Source organism: Streptomyces sp. NPDC005141, assembly GCF_053599975.1.
On record NZ_JBSFYW010000017.1, the window covers coordinates 106,366 to 120,123 of the forward strand.

A 13,758-nucleotide genomic window follows, 5' to 3' on the forward strand; every position below is an offset into this window, starting at 1 on the left:
AAGAAGGCAGCCCCATGACGTCCTCGCCGACCACCATGCGCCGTACGGCTCTCCGCCCCCGGCCCCGTGGACAACCTGCGGCTGACCACACTTCCGCTGCCGCCCGAGAGGGACGGCTGGGTGCGCATCCGTGTCGAGGCGTTCGGCCTCAACACAAGCTCGTCGTCCGCGTCCGGCATTAGCGCCGTTCTCCCTCAAGTCATCGGAGGGAGCACTGCCGGGCAGGAGGGCATCACCTCGCCGCACCTACCGTGCGGTGCGCGTCCGCGCGCGGGCCCCCGGACCCCGTCGTCCGGATCCGCGACCGGGCCCCTCCGCCGAGGAGCCGGCCCCCGGCCCGAGGAGCCGGCCGGTCGCCCCGCGAGCCGTCAGCCTTCCTCGCGCAGACCCCACGGCGAGCCGTACTCGGTGAGCAGGTCGAGGAACGGGCGGGGCGGCAGGGCTTCCGGGCCGAGGACGCCACTGCCGGACCAGGTTCCGCCCGCGACGAGTTCGAGGGCGATGACGGGGTTGACGGCGGTCTGCCACACCACCGCCTGGGAGCCGTATTCGCGCATCGACCATTCGTTGTCGACCACGTGGTAGAGGTAGACCTCGCGGGCCGAGCCGTCCTTGGTGCCCTTGACCCAGGTGCCCGCACAGGTCTTGCCGGTCATGCGGTCGCCAAGCGTGGCCGGGTCGGGAAGGCAGGCGGCGACCACGTCGCGCGGGGAGACCGCCACGGGTCCGTTCTCCGAGGGGACGGTGACCTTCTTGGTGGCGTCGAGACCCAGCTCATGGAGCGTCTTCAGCTTGGCGATGAAGTCGTCGCCGAGGCCGTACTTGAACGTCACCCGGCGGGCGTCGACCCAGCGGGGGATGAGCAGGACCTCCTCGTGCTCCACGTTGACGCATTCCACCGGGCCGATGCCCTCGGGGAAGTCGAAGACCTCCGGTTCGCTGAAGGGGGCGGTGGTGAACCAGCCGCGGTCCTTCTCGTAGACGACCGGGGGATTGAGGCATTCCTCGATGGTCGTCCAGATACTGAAGGACGGGGCGAAGTCGTAGCCCTCGACGGTCAGGTTGGCGCCGTCGCGGACGCCGATCTCCTCGATCTCGTCGAAGAGTTCGTCGGCCGCGTACCTGGCGAAGACGTCCGACAGGCCCGGCTCCACCCCCATGCCGACCAGGGCCAGCCGCCCGGAACGCTCCCATGGACCGGCCTGTTCGAACTGCGCGTCGCCGAGCTTCACGCCGCATCGCTCGTACGGGTGGGTGGCGTGCGGCGCGGACAGGGACATCGCCATGTCGAGATAGTGCGTGCCCGCCGCGCGGGCCGCGTTGAACAGCGGCATCACGAACCGCGGATCGGTCGCGTTGAGCAGGGCGTCACACCTCTCCTCGGTGAGCGCCTGGCGTACCGCGTCCTCGTCGGAGGCGTCCAGGCGCCTCGCGCTGAACCGGCCCCCGTGTCCCTCGAGCGCCGCGACGGCTGCTTCGGCGCGTGCGAGGTCGTAGTCCGCGACGACCATGTGGGTCAGGAACTCGCGGCGGGCCGCGATCCGGGTGACGGCCGTGCCCACGCCGCCGGCGCCCACGAGAAGCACTCGCATGTCACACACCTTTCGTTGCCGGAGACGGACGTCTCCAGGGCTGCACCGATGCAACGGGATGCCCTGGCTTAAAGTCAACGACGTTGGCATAAGTGTCTGCGCGGCGAGCAGGGAGAGTCGGCATGGCGAAACAGGTGGTGCCGGAGGTGGCACGGCGCAGGCGCCGGCCGACGAGGCAGGGCACGGTGCTGTCCGAGAAGCTGATCGTGCAGACCGCGTTGCGGATGCTGCGCGAGCACGGCGGCACCGGACTGACGGCACGCAGGCTGGGTGCGGCACTCGGTGCCGACCCCAGCACGCTCTACCGGTACTTCGCCGGACTGGACGACCTGACCAGGGCCATCGGCGAGGAGCTGATGGGTCGGGCGCTGGATGCCTGGACGGCCACCGGAGAGTGGCGGTCCGACCTGCGGGCCCTCGGCCAGGCCATTCACGCCTCCTACCTCGCCGATCCCCAGGCCGCCATGCTGACCGCCAGCCGAGTCACCGGACGGCCGCGGGAGATCGCGGTGGACGAGACGATCCTAGGCATCCTGCGTTCCGCGGGCTTCCCGGACGCCGACGCGGTCGTCGCCTACCACGCGTTCATCGATCTCACTCTGGCCTTCGCCGCCCTGGATGCCGGGTCGCTGGCGCTGACGGGCGAGGCCCGCGCGGCGGACGAGGAGATGTGGCACTCCACCTACGCCGAACTGCCCGCCGACACCCACCCGCACATCGCGGCCACCGCGCGGCTCCTGGCCGGGCGGATGACACACAGCGCCTACCCCGTCGTCCTCGACACGCTCCTGAACAGCGCGGCGGAGCAGCTCGCCTGGGCACGTGCGCGCCGATATCCCGCCGACACCGCAACCACGGAAGAGCCCTGACTCCGACGCTTATGCCAACGGAGTGGACTCCGTTCCTTCCCGACACGATGGGTGATCGTCTGGGCGGTGTGACCGTCGGGGGTGTCGCGGCCCTAGGAGGTCGGGACTGCGATGGCCAGGTGCTCTCCGGGGAGGTACGCCTGGGCGGCGGTGTAGCCGAAGAACAGCGCGTGCCGGGAGACCGAGGTGTTCAGGACGAGCAGGCTGATTCCGTAGTGGCGGCCGCCCGGCGCTGCAGCCCGGGTCCGAACGTGACCCGCGTGGCCCCGAGTTCACCCCGTTCGCCGGCCGGCACTCCGTCGAGCCCGGCGAACACGTTCACCGGTCCGCGGATGCCGGACCGACCGAGCGGACCCATGACCTCTTGTTGGAGCAGGACGTCGAGCGGGGTCCCGGTCATCTTCTCCAGGGCGGCGCCGAGGAGGACGAAGTTGGCGTGCGAATAACGCCAGTTGGTGCCCTGCACTGGGCTGGTCGGTGAGGAGCCGATCGGCGCTCTCGGCGTCTGCTGCGTGTCCGTGTCCGTGAGCGTCGAGGTGATCGGGGTGGTGCCACCTCGGCCGCTCGTAACGGTCATGCAGGGAGAGGTCGTTCCGCAGGCTGGGCAGCTGACCGCCGCCCAGCCTGCTGCACGTCGCGACATGCCCTACTTCGTCACGGGGTCCAGGCAGAGGACGAACTTGTCGGCGTCCCACTCCTGCGCGAGCGCGGCCTCGCCAACCGTGCAGGCGTTGACGTCGAAGGTGTTCTTGACGACCTTGACAACCTTGTAGTTGGCGTCAGCGTCGTCGCAGCCCTTGGTCTCGACGTCGGGGTTGTTCTCGGAGCCGGTGACCTTGACGCAGTCGCCCACCTCGGCGCGTACCGGGGAGTCGAAGACGTAGCCGAGGCCGAGCTTCACCACCACCGCGACGACGATCATGACGACGATGGTCAGAAACTTCTTCAGCCTGCTCTTCTTGGCGGGCGCGGGCGCTGCAGGCTCGGCCCCGGGTATCGGCTGGCCCTGCGGGAACTGCGGGAACTGCGGGTCTTGCGGGGCGGCGGAGGGCGTCGGAGCGCTCATCGGCGGTCTTCCTAGAGGTCGCGTGGAGATGGAACGCGCGCACGCTACACGAAGAATAAGAACGAGATAAACGCGAGGCGCCACGGAGTCCCTGATCTCCCTGTCTGACACCCTTTCGCGCCTCTGACCAGCGAGGAGAGGCGCGCGCTGACCACCGCGCAACGCCGTGAGCGTGGTGCGTGGTGTGGCGTCCCGCTGCGGTTTCATGCCGTAGCACGAGGGGCTGGAGCAACGGCGGAAGGGCTACGGTGACCGGGATCGGACCTCGCTTGCGCGGGGGCCGTCGCTGCGCGTGCAGCGATACCATTGCCGGGGCCTGGTGAACCGGGACGACCGACGGGGACAACGGGCTTGTCCCTCACCGCCGATCTGGTCTGCCGGCGAGGGTGCGGCGTAATGTGCCGCCAGTGCCTGCCGGGGCAGGCCAAGAGGCGAAAGGCGCGACCGTGGTGCAGTGGCAAGGGACCAACTTCACCGTGGACGGACGCGAGCCGACCAGTGCCGAGGAGTACTACCAGATCGGTCTGCACTGCTGGAACTGCGGGCAGCCCCGTGGTGCGGAGGCCTTCTTCCTGGAGGCCGCGGCTGCCACCCGCCACAGTGCCGCGATCGAGCTTCTGGGGCACATCGACTATGTGCAGGGGCGATACGCGAGCGCGGTTCCGCGGCTGCGGGACAGTAGCGGGTCGCCGCGGGCGGCCTACTACCTAGCTTCGCTCTACCACCGCGGCTGCCCTCAAGCGGCCATCGCGCAGTCGTTCGACGAAGCAGGCCGCTGGTATCACGCCGCGGCCGAACTGGGCGAACCCGAAGCGATGCTGGCCCTGGGTGACCTGTACCTGGAACGCTTGCTGCCGCTCACCCGGGCCCCGGCAGAACACGCCCTGGAACAGTTCCTTGCGGCCGCCGCTCGCAACCATCCCTACGCCCAGTACCGCGCCGCGGAGCTCTACCGCACCCTGTTCCAGGACACCGAACGAGCCGCCGCGCTGTACCGGTCCTGTGCGGAAAACCCGATGACCGGGCGCCACGCACTGGGGTCGATGATGATGCTGCAGAGCCAGGCGCACCTGCGGGAGATATCAGCCACCACGAGGGCCCGGCTGTTGCAGCAGCGGCGTGACACGATGAATCCCGCGCAGCGCCGAGACGACTTCTACTGAAGCCCTCGGGCCCCTTCACCCCCGAGAATGGTACCCATGCGCGCTCTTTTCGACCGCCCCGAGCCCCGTCGCGTCTCGGTGGGCGAGTACCCGATGTGGGACCGGGCCCTCGCCCTTCTCAACCGCGACCTAGCGGGGACCCTTCCTGAGCAGGAACCCCTGCAACTGCTGGCCCTTCCGCCCTGCGATGCGGACGAACAGGAGAACGTCTACGTCGCTCTGGCCAGCGGCGAGTGGCACGGCAACTGCCTGTACCCGGACTCGGAGGACGACCCTGCCTCTGCGCTGGCGGTCGTCGCCGATGCCGCGCAGGAGACCGTCACCGAGCTTCTGTGGCAGGCGTGGCCCCTGTGCGCCGAGCATGACCTCGGCATGCATCCGCGGGAATCGGACGGGCAGTTGTCCTGGTGGTGCGCGGGCGAACGGTTGCGTCGCGGCCCGGCCCATATCCGTGCGGCGGTGGGCGCGCTCGACACCTTCGTCCGCCCACATCGCCCCCATCGCAAGAGGCGACGGGCGGGTTGATGTCCCCCTGCGCCACGGTCGTTGAGCGCGATGTGACGTGACGTGAAAAGGGCCGTGCGGGTTGGGTGTTGTTGCGCGCGATACCTGGAGAGTCCGCCACTGCTTGTGTCCGGCGTTGGCGTGCTCGGCGCAGATCCGTTCCGAGGACTGCTGATGGCGGGCCGCGTCCCAAGCAGTGTCTTCTTCGGGCAGGGCGTCCGCTGCCCTGGCCTCCGACCGCACCGCGGAGAGGTGATTGCCAAACCCGGACAGGGCCGCGGCTGTATCGGCCAGCCGCGATGCCCGCCACAGCCAACTCGGCGTCGGGCAAACGACGGTGGCCGGCTGGTCGACCAGTTCGCAGCCACGGCCGATCCGTGCACCCGCCGACCGTTCCTGGTTGGTGGGCCGCCATGCCCCCTGCCCTCGCAGGTCGTCCGCCCGCTGCATGGCCTCGCGAGCCAGGGCAAGGGCGGCCGGCCAGTCCCCGAGCTCCCAGTCGGGAGTGGCCCGCACCTCCCGGACACGGTAGCCAAGGGTCAGTTGCGGCCCGGTGGGGCGCGGTTGCGGAAGATCGTCCCCGGCATGGGCCTGCAGTACGGGTCTGATCTTGCCACCGATGCGGCACTGCCGACTCCGATCCCAGCGCCACGCGCGGCATCGGGCAGGGGACCCGCGGCCGAAGGGTCGGCTCCCTGCACGCAGTAGCGCATGGCATCGCCCAGGGAGACCTGGTCGACCAGGATCCCGGCCTCGTAGGCGGCCCGCCAATGCAGCAGGCCCACGGTCTGCACGGCATTCCCCCAAGGCCACTTCACACGCCATCCGGGGTCCGCGTAGAACCGCCGAGCTGCCGGTACGCCAAAGCCGAGATCGTGCTCCTCGTGCCAGGCGACCAACACCCGCGCCTGCTGACAGGCCCGCTCCCACGCCCCACAGCCGTACGCGACCCGGTGCCCCGACTCCCACCCCTCGACGTCCACGGGCGCACCGTACCCGGCCGACCCCACCATCCTCATGCGCCGACCCCACGGATCCACGCTGAAGTGCGCGGGATCGCTTGTCTGGAAGTAGGTCGTGCCGTTCAGGTGGGGTCAGGACAGCACGGTGTGAATGCCGTCGACGGCGGAGATGGTGGAGATGGCGGCGTTGCCAGTACGGCTGACGTCGCGTCACCTGTGTCGTCCGGCGGCAGGAGGCGCTGCCGGACGGCGCTGACCACCGAGCCTTCAGCCGTACTGGCTGAAGAGTGTCTGGAGGTACTCCTCCAGACGCTGGGCTAGTGTCCTGCGCCAGTAGTTGATCGTTAGTAGTTGTATGACTTCTGCTGCTGGTGCGTCAGTTCCTCGTCGGGGTCCAAAGCTTGAGCCGTTGCTGCTGTCTGATGACGAGCGGGCGGTGTTGGAGCGGTGGACGCGCCGGTCGACATCTGCCCAGGCGCTGGCCCTGCGTGCGCGGATTGTGCTGGCGTGCGCGGGGCCGGAGGTGCCGCCGATTGTCACGGTCGCCCGGGATCTGCGAGTGACCGCGGACACCGTCCGCAAGTGGCGGCGACGCTTCCTGGCCGAACGGCTGGACGGTCTGGCCGACGAGCCGCGGCCGGGCCGGCCGCCCACCATCAGCGTCGATCAGGTGGAAGAGGTCGTGGTCACCACGCTGGAACTACTGCCGAAGAACGCCACCCACTGGTCCAGGAAATCGATGGCCGAGCACAGTGGTCTGTCGAAGTCCACGGTCGGCCGGATCTGGCGGCAGTTCCAGCTCAGGCCGCACCTGGCGGACACCTTCAAGCTGTCGACGGACCCGCTGTTCATCGAGAAGGTCTACGACGTCGTCGGTCTCTATTTCAACCCGCCCGAGGGTGCGGTGGTGCTGTCGGTGGACGAGAAGTCGCAGATCCAGGCCCTGGACCGGTCCCAGCCCGTGCTGCCGATAATGCCCGGCATGCCCGAACGGCGCACCCACGACTACGTCCGCAACGGCCTGACCACCCTGTTCGCCGCCTTCGACGTCGCCACGGGCGAAGTCATCACCGCCCTGCACCGCCGGCACCGGGCCGTGGAGTTCAAGAAGTTCCTGATCCGGATCGACAAGGAGGTTCCCGCACACCTGCAGGTCCACCTGATCGTGGACAACTACGGCACCCACAAGACACCGGCAATCAAGTCCTGGCTGGCCAGACACCCGCGGTTCGAGCTGCACTTCACCCCGACCGGCTCCTCCTGGATCAACCAGGTCGAGCGGTGGTTCGGCTACCTCGCCCACCAGATGATCCGCCGCGGCGCACACAAGAACATCCAGGCACTCGAGGCCGACATCCGGGCATGGGTCAAGAACTGGAACGAAGACCCCAAGCCGTTCATCTGGACCAAGACCGCCGAGGAAATCCTCGACTCCCTCGCCCGCTTCTGCCGACGGATCTCCGGCGCAGGACACTAGTGTGATGCGCCAGAAATTGCAGACTTAAGTCCGTTTCAGGTTTCGGCGGTCGGTGGGTTGATTTTGGTGAGGTAGTCGGCGAGCGAGTTGAGGATCTCGTCGGCGGTCTTGGTCCAGGTGAAGGGCCTGGGGTTCTCGTTCCATCCGTCGATCCAGGCCCTGATGTCTTGCTCCAGCGCCGTCACGGAGGTGTGTACGCCGCGGCGGATGAGCTTGTCGGTCAGCAGGCCGAACCACCGCTCGACCTGGTTCATCCAGGAGGAGCCGGTGGGGGTGAAATGAACGTGGAAGCGGGGATGTTTTCCCAGCCACGTCTTGATCTCGGCGGTGTTGTGGGTGGCGTAGTTGTCGCACACCAGATGGACGTCGAGGCCGGCGGGCACCGCCCTGTCGATCCGGATCAGGAACTTCTTGAACTCGATGGCCCGGTGGCGGCGGTGCAGTGCTGATATGACGGTGCCGTCGGCGATGTTGAAGGCGGCGAACAGGCTGGTGATGCCATGCCGGTAATAGTCGTGGGTGCGCCGTTCGGGCATGCCCGGCATCATCGGCAGCACCGGCTGGGACCGGTCCAGCGCCTGGATCTGGCTTTTCTCGTCCACGCACAGCACCACCGCCTTCTCGGGCGGATGGTGGTACAGGCCGACGATATCGACGACCTTCGCGATGAACTGCGGGTCGGTAGAGAGCTTGAACGCATCCTGGAGATGGGGCTTGAGGTCGAACTTCTTCCAGATCCGCCCGATGGTGGACTTCGACAGCCCGGAGTGCTTGGCCATCGAGGCCCGCGACCAGTGGGTGTCCTGGCCCGGGGTCGACTCCAGCGTCGCCGTGAGCACGTCCTCGACCTGGTCCAGCAGGACCGAGGGCGGCCTGCCCGGACGCGGCTCATCACTCAGCCCCTCCAGCCGCAAGCGGATGAACCTCGACCGCCAGCGGTTCACCGTCCCGTGCGAGACGCCGAGCTCGTCGGCGATCTCCTTGTGCGTCCCGCCTTCCGCGCACCGCAGCACGATCCTCGCCCGCAGCGCCAGGAACTGCGCGGTCTTAGCCCGCCGCGCCCAGCGCGTCAGCTCCGCGCGCTCAGCTTCAGTGAGGACCAGGTCCGGTTTGCGCCGGCCCGGCCGCGGCTCGTCGGCCAGACTTGCCAGCCGGTGAGCCGCGAACCGGGAGCGCCACTTGCGCACCGTCGCCACGTTCACGCCCAAGTCGGCCGCTACCTGGGAACTTGACGCACCATCCGCACAAGACAGGACGATCCGAGCGCGCTCGGCCGAACGAGATCCGGCCCCACCGCTGGCCCGACGCGACAACTCAGCGCGCTCCTCCTCGGACAGCACAACCTCGACAGCACGCGGACCCCGATGCGACATGAGAACAGCCTACAGACTTAAGTCTGCAATTTCTGGCGCATCACACTAGAACCGCTGACGTCAGGTCCTCTCTCCCGAGTTCCCGCCAGGGCTCGGCGACCTTCTCCGCGTTCGGGGCGAAGGCCAGCGCATCCAGCATCCGCCAGTAGAGGTGATCGGCAGGGTCGTAGCCGAGCGCTCCACCGGCTGCGACATAGTGGTCCGCAAACCGCATTCCGACCGGCACGCCGTGCAGCAGGGCGAGTGCGGTGGAGCAGTGGGCGACGTCCAGGTCAGCGGGTCCCCAGGACGTCTCCACCCAGTCCACCACACCCGTGATCGTCAAACCGGATCCTTCTCCCGCGAGGAGCACGTTCCCGGGGTGGAAGTCACGGTGCAGGAAGCAAGGCCGGTAGCCCGGAGGCGGTCGCCGGATCACATCCACGGCACGCTGCCACACCTCCGGCTGTCTCGAACTCCCCGGAAGCCGCACCCGCTCCGGACTGGTCCATGCCTCATAGGTGCGCGGCCGGGCTCCTTCTGGAACGAGCACCTCGTGGATCGCCACCAACTGCCGGGCAAGGAGCGCCGACTTCCGCTCGATGTCCTCGTCACCCAGCCTGACACTCCCTGGAAGCAACGACATCAGCAGCGACGGATGGTCGCAGTGCTCGGCTGCCGCATCAACACCATGAAGACGAGCGGCCGGCACAGGGGTGTCCGCGAGCAGGCGGAGGACGTCCGCTTCCCGTGTGAGCAGTCCCAGCGCGTGCTTCACGAAGAACGGTTTGACGAAGGACCGAAGCGCGAGGGAGTACGGCTCACGATCCCCTGCGATGTCGAGGCGGCGCATCTGTGATGTCCAGCCCCCTCGCAGACCCTCGACAGCACTGATCCGGTCTCCGGGGAGCAAGATCCGGTCCACCCACATACGCGTGTGAGACCAGCCCAGGTCATTGACTTCAGCCGCAACTACCGCCGCGCTCTCGTCCTCAGCCATGACAACAGCCTAAGGATCACGGGGGAGCGGCCCGAGGCCGGCTCGTCCACCCCCGACCCTCCCCATCGCCGCTGCCGTCATCAATCGGCCCGGCATACACCTGGCCGCTCACCACCTCTACCGTTGAGTGACCCGTCATCGCCAACCTGTGCCCCGGCGCCACCGCAGCCCGATCCCCTCCATCCGCAGCTGAAGGCTCCAGACATCCATGCTTCGCATACCCACCTGTGTCATGAGCAGTTCCTCACCCGTCGACATCAGCGACGGACACCACCCGGACCGGTTCGTCGAGATCGGTTCCCTCACCAAGGTCGTCACCAGCACTGTCCTGCAGCGCCCGGCGTGCTGCGCGATGACGACCCGCTCGAACGCCGGCTGAACGTCCCAGCCGGCAGCGGTATCACCCTGCGCCACCTCGCACGGCACACCTCCGGGCTGCCCCGCCTGCCGCCCTGGACCTCACGCCGCGACCCCTACGCGGCGTTCGACGACCGGGCGCTCCAAGAGATCCTGGAACGCCTGGATGTGCTCGTTCAAAGTCCCGACCGAAGGGAGCTGAAATCGCGCAACCGTCGACTGATCGGGCAGCATGCGAGGCGGCCGCCTCCCGAACCAGACGTGACCCCTCGATCGGCGGCCAACACCTGCAACCAGCAAGCCGAGTGCGGGGATTTGCCAAAACCTGCGGATTCAGGTCGGGTGCTGATCCGGTTGCTGCAGTCGGCTGCTCGCCGCGTTGCGAACGCGGCGGGTTCGTCCTCGTTCGGCGAGCAGGCTGAGGGCTTCGGTCGAGGTGACGAGGTGTGAGGCCGAGGCCGTGCGTTGGAACCAGTCGGAAGCGGTGGTGACTTCCTCGGCGGTCCATGGCTCGTTCAGCGCGACTGCTCTGAGGAGGGTCCACTCGTGGAGTCGGCGGGTGAGGAAGGGGCGGTCCCTGATGACCGGGGTCATCGTCTGGGCCCAGGTGGTGAACCCCGGGCAGGTCAGCAGTTGGGCGGCCCGACGCTCGATGTGACGGTTGACCGCAGCCTGCGCCATCGACATGTCCGGGTCGCGCAGCACCGTGGCCACCAGAGTGACCTCGTCTGCCTCAGATACGCCTTCCAGGTCCTGCAGGTGGCGGCGGTAGCGGGCGTGTTCGGGGGGTTCTTCGTCGAAGGGCTGGTCGGTCATGCGGCGATTCCCCAGTGTGCTTTTCGTCGACAGCGCACCTCGGCCGTCTCCGTGTGCAGGTATCGGTGTTCAGGCCGGCAGGGAGGTGAGCCAGTCGGTCAGGATCTCGTTGACCTGGTCGCGGCGCTCCTGCTGGATCCAGTGGCCGCAGCCGTCAAGGACGTACGAGGTGACCAGACCGGGCAGGGTGGTGGGGTAGGCCTCGATCGCCTCGGCCATCCAGGTGGTCGAGGCGTCCAGCGCCCCGCCGAGGAACAGGGACGGCTGGGTGATGGGCCTGCCGTTGAAGCCGGCCAGGTCCTCCCAGTCCCGGTCCATGTTCCTGTAGCGATTGAGCGCTCCGACCAGGCCGGTCCGTTCGAACTCCCCCGCGTGGACGTCGAGGTCGTGCGCGCTGAGCCACGTGGGCAGCCCTCCGGCGGGGAACCGGTCGCGCAATGTCCCGCCGCGGCTGACGAAGTGCGGGTCCAGGGCTCCGGGCGCGGGCATGGTCTCGGCGGAAAAGGCGGCGTAGAAGCCCGCCAGCCAGCCACGGACGTCGGGTTCGATCTCGGCCTCGGCCCGGCCGGGCTCCTGGAAGTAGGAGACGTAGAACTCCTCGTCGCCGCCCATCTGTGCGAAGACCTCGCTGGGCCGCGGGCCGCCGGGAGGCGCGTACGGAACACTGAGCAGTCCCACCGCGCGGAAGACGTCGGGCTTGATGAGGGCGGAGTTCGCGGCGATGGTCGAGCCCCAGTCGTGCCCGACGATCACCGCGGTCTCCTCGCCGAGCGCTCGCACCACGGCCACGTTGTCCTCGACCAGGTCGAGCATCCGGTACGCGGCCACGCCCTCGGGCCTGGAGGAGCGCCCATAGCCGCGGACGTCCATGGCGACCGCGCGGTATCCGGCCGCGGCCAGCACCGGCAACTGATGACGCCAGGAATACCAGGACTCCGGGAACCCGTGCACCAGCAACACCAAAGGCCCAACGCCCTGCTCCACCAAGTGGATCCTGCCGCCGGGAGAGGGGACCAGACGATGGGTGACATCCGTGAACTGGGCTGGCTGCGACATGAATTCTCCAGGGCTGTCGATCGATCCGCGGGCGCCGAGCGCGCCACCGGCCGGTTCAGGAGGCAGCGTGCCTACGACTCAGGTAATGATCATGCGACAGTCGTGGAGGCCGTCGCGAGTCCTTTGCTGCTTCGGCAAACGCGTCCAGTCACTCGCCCAGGTCGTCCCACACTTCGGCGGGGCCCCGCCGGCCCGGGCCTCGACACGGCTACTGCTGAGGCAAGGCGCACCACGATGGGGTGGGGCACTACAGGGCGAGCACGGCGACCGCCGCCGTCGCTGTCGTCGCTGCGGTCGCGAGTGGGGTGCGGCGCAAAGGTCCCGTCTGGTGCCTGAGGTGGTGTCAGGACTCGAAGGGTTCGGCGAAGTGCCGGAAGCCGGTGCGCTCGCGGTGCATGTCCCACAGCAGCCCGGCCAGGACGTCTGGGTCCTTGCGGGCATCGCCCGCCGTGATGGCGCCGGGGATGATCAGCTGGCCGACGTGGATGCCGTCCGGGGCGACCTGGTCGTGGAGCATGCGGGCGTAGGCGCTTTCGGCGGCGAAGGCGATCGAGGTGCCGGCGCGTTCGGTGTGGGGCTGGACGGCGGAGCCGCCGTTGACGAACAGCACGGTTCCCCGGCCCAGTTCGCGCATGCCGGGCAGCACGTTGCGTACCGCGGTGACCGAGCCGACGACGGAGAACGCGAAGGGGGCTTGGAGATCGGCGGCGGTGGTCTCCAGGGCCCACAGGTCCGAGCCGCACACACAAGTGGCGACGGTACGGATGTCCGCGTCGGTCGCGTTGACGATTTTCGGGTCGGCGCGCTCCTCGAAGCGGACGTCGCCGGGAGCGTGGAGGACTGCTCCGCGCATGATGGTGCCCTTCTCTGAAGCATGGGGGCCGACCCGCGTCCGCCCGGGGGAGAGCCGGGAGCGGGAGGCAAGGTGGGGTGGGTCAGGCGGTGCGGGTGCTGTGGCGCGCGCCGCCGTATTCGCCGTCGGTGACGTGGTCGAGCCAGTTGACCTCGTCGGTCTCCCACAGGGCGATGTGGACCATGAAGTGGTCGTGGGCGGCGCCGTGCCAGTGCTCCTCGCCGGGCGGCGTCCAGATCACGTCGCCCGGGTGGGCTTCGAGGATGTCTCCGCCGCGGGATTGGATCAGGGCGATGCCCTCGACGATGTAGAGGGTCTGGCCCACGCCGTGGGAGTGCCAGGCGGTGCGGGCGCCCGGCGAGAAACGCACTGCGTTCGCGCGGGCCCGGGAGGGGTCCTCGCCGCGGTAGATCACATCGGCCCAGGCGTCCCCGGTGAACTGCGCGGCCGGCAGCTTGATCGTCGGCTGCTTCTTCAGAAGCTCCATGGTGTCGTGTCTCTCCTTGTGCGTGTACGTGCGGTGCGGGGTTGACTGCCGTCACCGTCGGTGAGGTAGTGGTCGTGTGCCTCGTGTGCCTCGTGTGCCTCGTGTGCCTCCTGCGCCAAGTCCGGCAGCGGCAGCCCCGCCTCGACCTGTTCGGCGGTGATCGGCTCCAGGTATGGGGGCTCGCCCAGCGCTCCCTCATCCGCA

15 protein-coding genes and 1 pseudogene are annotated in these 13,758 nt (G+C 68.5%); 6 read left to right on the forward strand and 10 right to left on the reverse strand.

Going from position 1 to position 13,758, the window contains the following annotated elements:
* Positions 1-368 precede the first annotated feature (368 nt).
* Entirely contained in the window at positions 369-1,592 is a 1,224-nt protein-coding gene (locus ACWD68_RS16220; protein WP_451807068.1) for a saccharopine dehydrogenase family protein, read from the reverse strand.
* Positions 1,593-1,714: 122 nt separating this feature from the next.
* Here ACWD68_RS16220 and ACWD68_RS16225 point away from each other — a divergent pair, with 122 nt between their 5' ends.
* The gene (locus ACWD68_RS16225; RefSeq protein ID WP_451807069.1) at positions 1,715-2,461 is read left to right on the forward strand and encodes a TetR/AcrR family transcriptional regulator; all 747 of its coding nucleotides are present in this window, start codon (positions 1,715-1,717) and stop codon (positions 2,459-2,461) included.
* Between the two features lie 190 nt (positions 2,462-2,651).
* Here the strand turns inward: ACWD68_RS16225 and ACWD68_RS16230 are convergent, their stop codons facing one another.
* Positions 2,652-3,038: a serine hydrolase domain-containing protein gene (locus ACWD68_RS16230; protein WP_451807070.1), complete on the reverse strand. Its 387-nt coding sequence runs from the start codon at positions 3,036-3,038 to the stop codon at positions 2,652-2,654.
* Between the two features lie 69 nt (positions 3,039-3,107).
* Positions 3,108-3,527: an LppU/SCO3897 family protein gene (locus ACWD68_RS16235; RefSeq protein WP_451807071.1), complete on the reverse strand. Its 420-nt coding sequence runs from the start codon at positions 3,525-3,527 to the stop codon at positions 3,108-3,110.
* A 446-nt stretch (positions 3,528-3,973) separates the two neighbouring features.
* Here ACWD68_RS16235 and ACWD68_RS16240 point away from each other — a divergent pair, with 446 nt between their 5' ends.
* Both ACWD68_RS16240 and ACWD68_RS16245 read left to right on the forward strand, forming a co-directional pair.
* Complete coding sequence (locus ACWD68_RS16240) at positions 3,974-4,690, forward strand: tetratricopeptide repeat protein (RefSeq protein ID WP_451807072.1); 717 nt, start codon at positions 3,974-3,976, stop codon at positions 4,688-4,690.
* A 36-nt stretch (positions 4,691-4,726) separates the two neighbouring features.
* Positions 4,727-5,215: a hypothetical protein gene (locus ACWD68_RS16245; protein ID WP_451807073.1), complete on the forward strand. Its 489-nt coding sequence runs from the start codon at positions 4,727-4,729 to the stop codon at positions 5,213-5,215.
* Between the two features lie 518 nt (positions 5,216-5,733).
* On the opposite strand, the gene ACWD68_RS16250 is transcribed toward ACWD68_RS16245, so the two are convergent.
* Positions 5,734-6,177: a hypothetical protein gene (locus tag ACWD68_RS16250; protein ID WP_451807074.1), complete on the reverse strand. Its 444-nt coding sequence runs from the start codon at positions 6,175-6,177 to the stop codon at positions 5,734-5,736.
* 334 nt (positions 6,178-6,511) lie between these two features.
* Between ACWD68_RS16250 and ACWD68_RS16255 the strand changes: the two genes are divergently transcribed.
* The gene (locus tag ACWD68_RS16255; RefSeq protein ID WP_451807075.1) at positions 6,512-7,633 is read left to right on the forward strand and encodes an IS630 family transposase; all 1,122 of its coding nucleotides are present in this window, start codon (positions 6,512-6,514) and stop codon (positions 7,631-7,633) included.
* A 35-nt stretch (positions 7,634-7,668) separates the two neighbouring features.
* On the opposite strand, the gene ACWD68_RS16260 is transcribed toward ACWD68_RS16255, so the two are convergent.
* Complete coding sequence (locus ACWD68_RS16260; protein WP_451807076.1) at positions 7,669-9,006, reverse strand: IS630 family transposase; 1,338 nt, start codon at positions 9,004-9,006, stop codon at positions 7,669-7,671.
* Positions 9,007-9,046: 40 nt separating this feature from the next.
* Positions 9,047-9,985 (reverse strand): phosphotransferase family protein, encoded by a 939-nt coding sequence (locus tag ACWD68_RS16265; protein ID WP_451807077.1) that lies wholly within the window; start codon positions 9,983-9,985, stop codon positions 9,047-9,049.
* 232 nt (positions 9,986-10,217) lie between these two features.
* On the opposite strand from ACWD68_RS16265, the gene ACWD68_RS16270 reads away from it, so the two are divergent.
* Both ACWD68_RS16270 and ACWD68_RS16275 read left to right on the forward strand, forming a co-directional pair.
* Positions 10,218-10,364: a hypothetical protein gene (locus ACWD68_RS16270; protein WP_451807078.1), complete on the forward strand. Its 147-nt coding sequence runs from the start codon at positions 10,218-10,220 to the stop codon at positions 10,362-10,364.
* Positions 10,328-10,792 carry a serine hydrolase gene (locus ACWD68_RS16275; protein ID WP_451807079.1) on the forward strand — a complete coding sequence of 155 codons (465 nt, stop codon included), beginning with the start codon at positions 10,328-10,330 and terminating at the stop codon, positions 10,790-10,792. The genes ACWD68_RS16270 and ACWD68_RS16275 overlap by 37 nt, the downstream gene beginning before the upstream one ends.
* On the opposite strand, the gene ACWD68_RS16280 is transcribed toward ACWD68_RS16275, so the two are convergent.
* The 4 genes and pseudogenes from ACWD68_RS16280 to ACWD68_RS16295 all read right to left on the reverse strand — a co-directional run bounded on the left by ACWD68_RS16280 (position 10,676) and on the right by ACWD68_RS16295 (position 13,554).
* Positions 10,676-11,158 (reverse strand): hypothetical protein, encoded by a 483-nt coding sequence (locus ACWD68_RS16280; RefSeq protein WP_451807080.1) that lies wholly within the window; start codon positions 11,156-11,158, stop codon positions 10,676-10,678. The genes ACWD68_RS16275 and ACWD68_RS16280 overlap by 117 nt on opposite strands.
* 69 nt (positions 11,159-11,227) lie before the next feature.
* Positions 11,228-12,214: an alpha/beta fold hydrolase gene (locus ACWD68_RS16285; protein WP_451807081.1), complete on the reverse strand. Its 987-nt coding sequence runs from the start codon at positions 12,212-12,214 to the stop codon at positions 11,228-11,230.
* Between the two features lie 343 nt (positions 12,215-12,557).
* Positions 12,558-12,935: pseudogene (locus tag ACWD68_RS16290) on the reverse strand (SDR family NAD(P)-dependent oxidoreductase); the annotation flags it as partial.
* A gap of 214 nt (positions 12,936-13,149) precedes the next feature.
* Complete coding sequence (locus ACWD68_RS16295; RefSeq protein WP_451807082.1) at positions 13,150-13,554, reverse strand: (R)-mandelonitrile lyase; 405 nt, start codon at positions 13,552-13,554, stop codon at positions 13,150-13,152.
* Between the last annotated feature and the right edge of the window lie 204 nt (positions 13,555-13,758).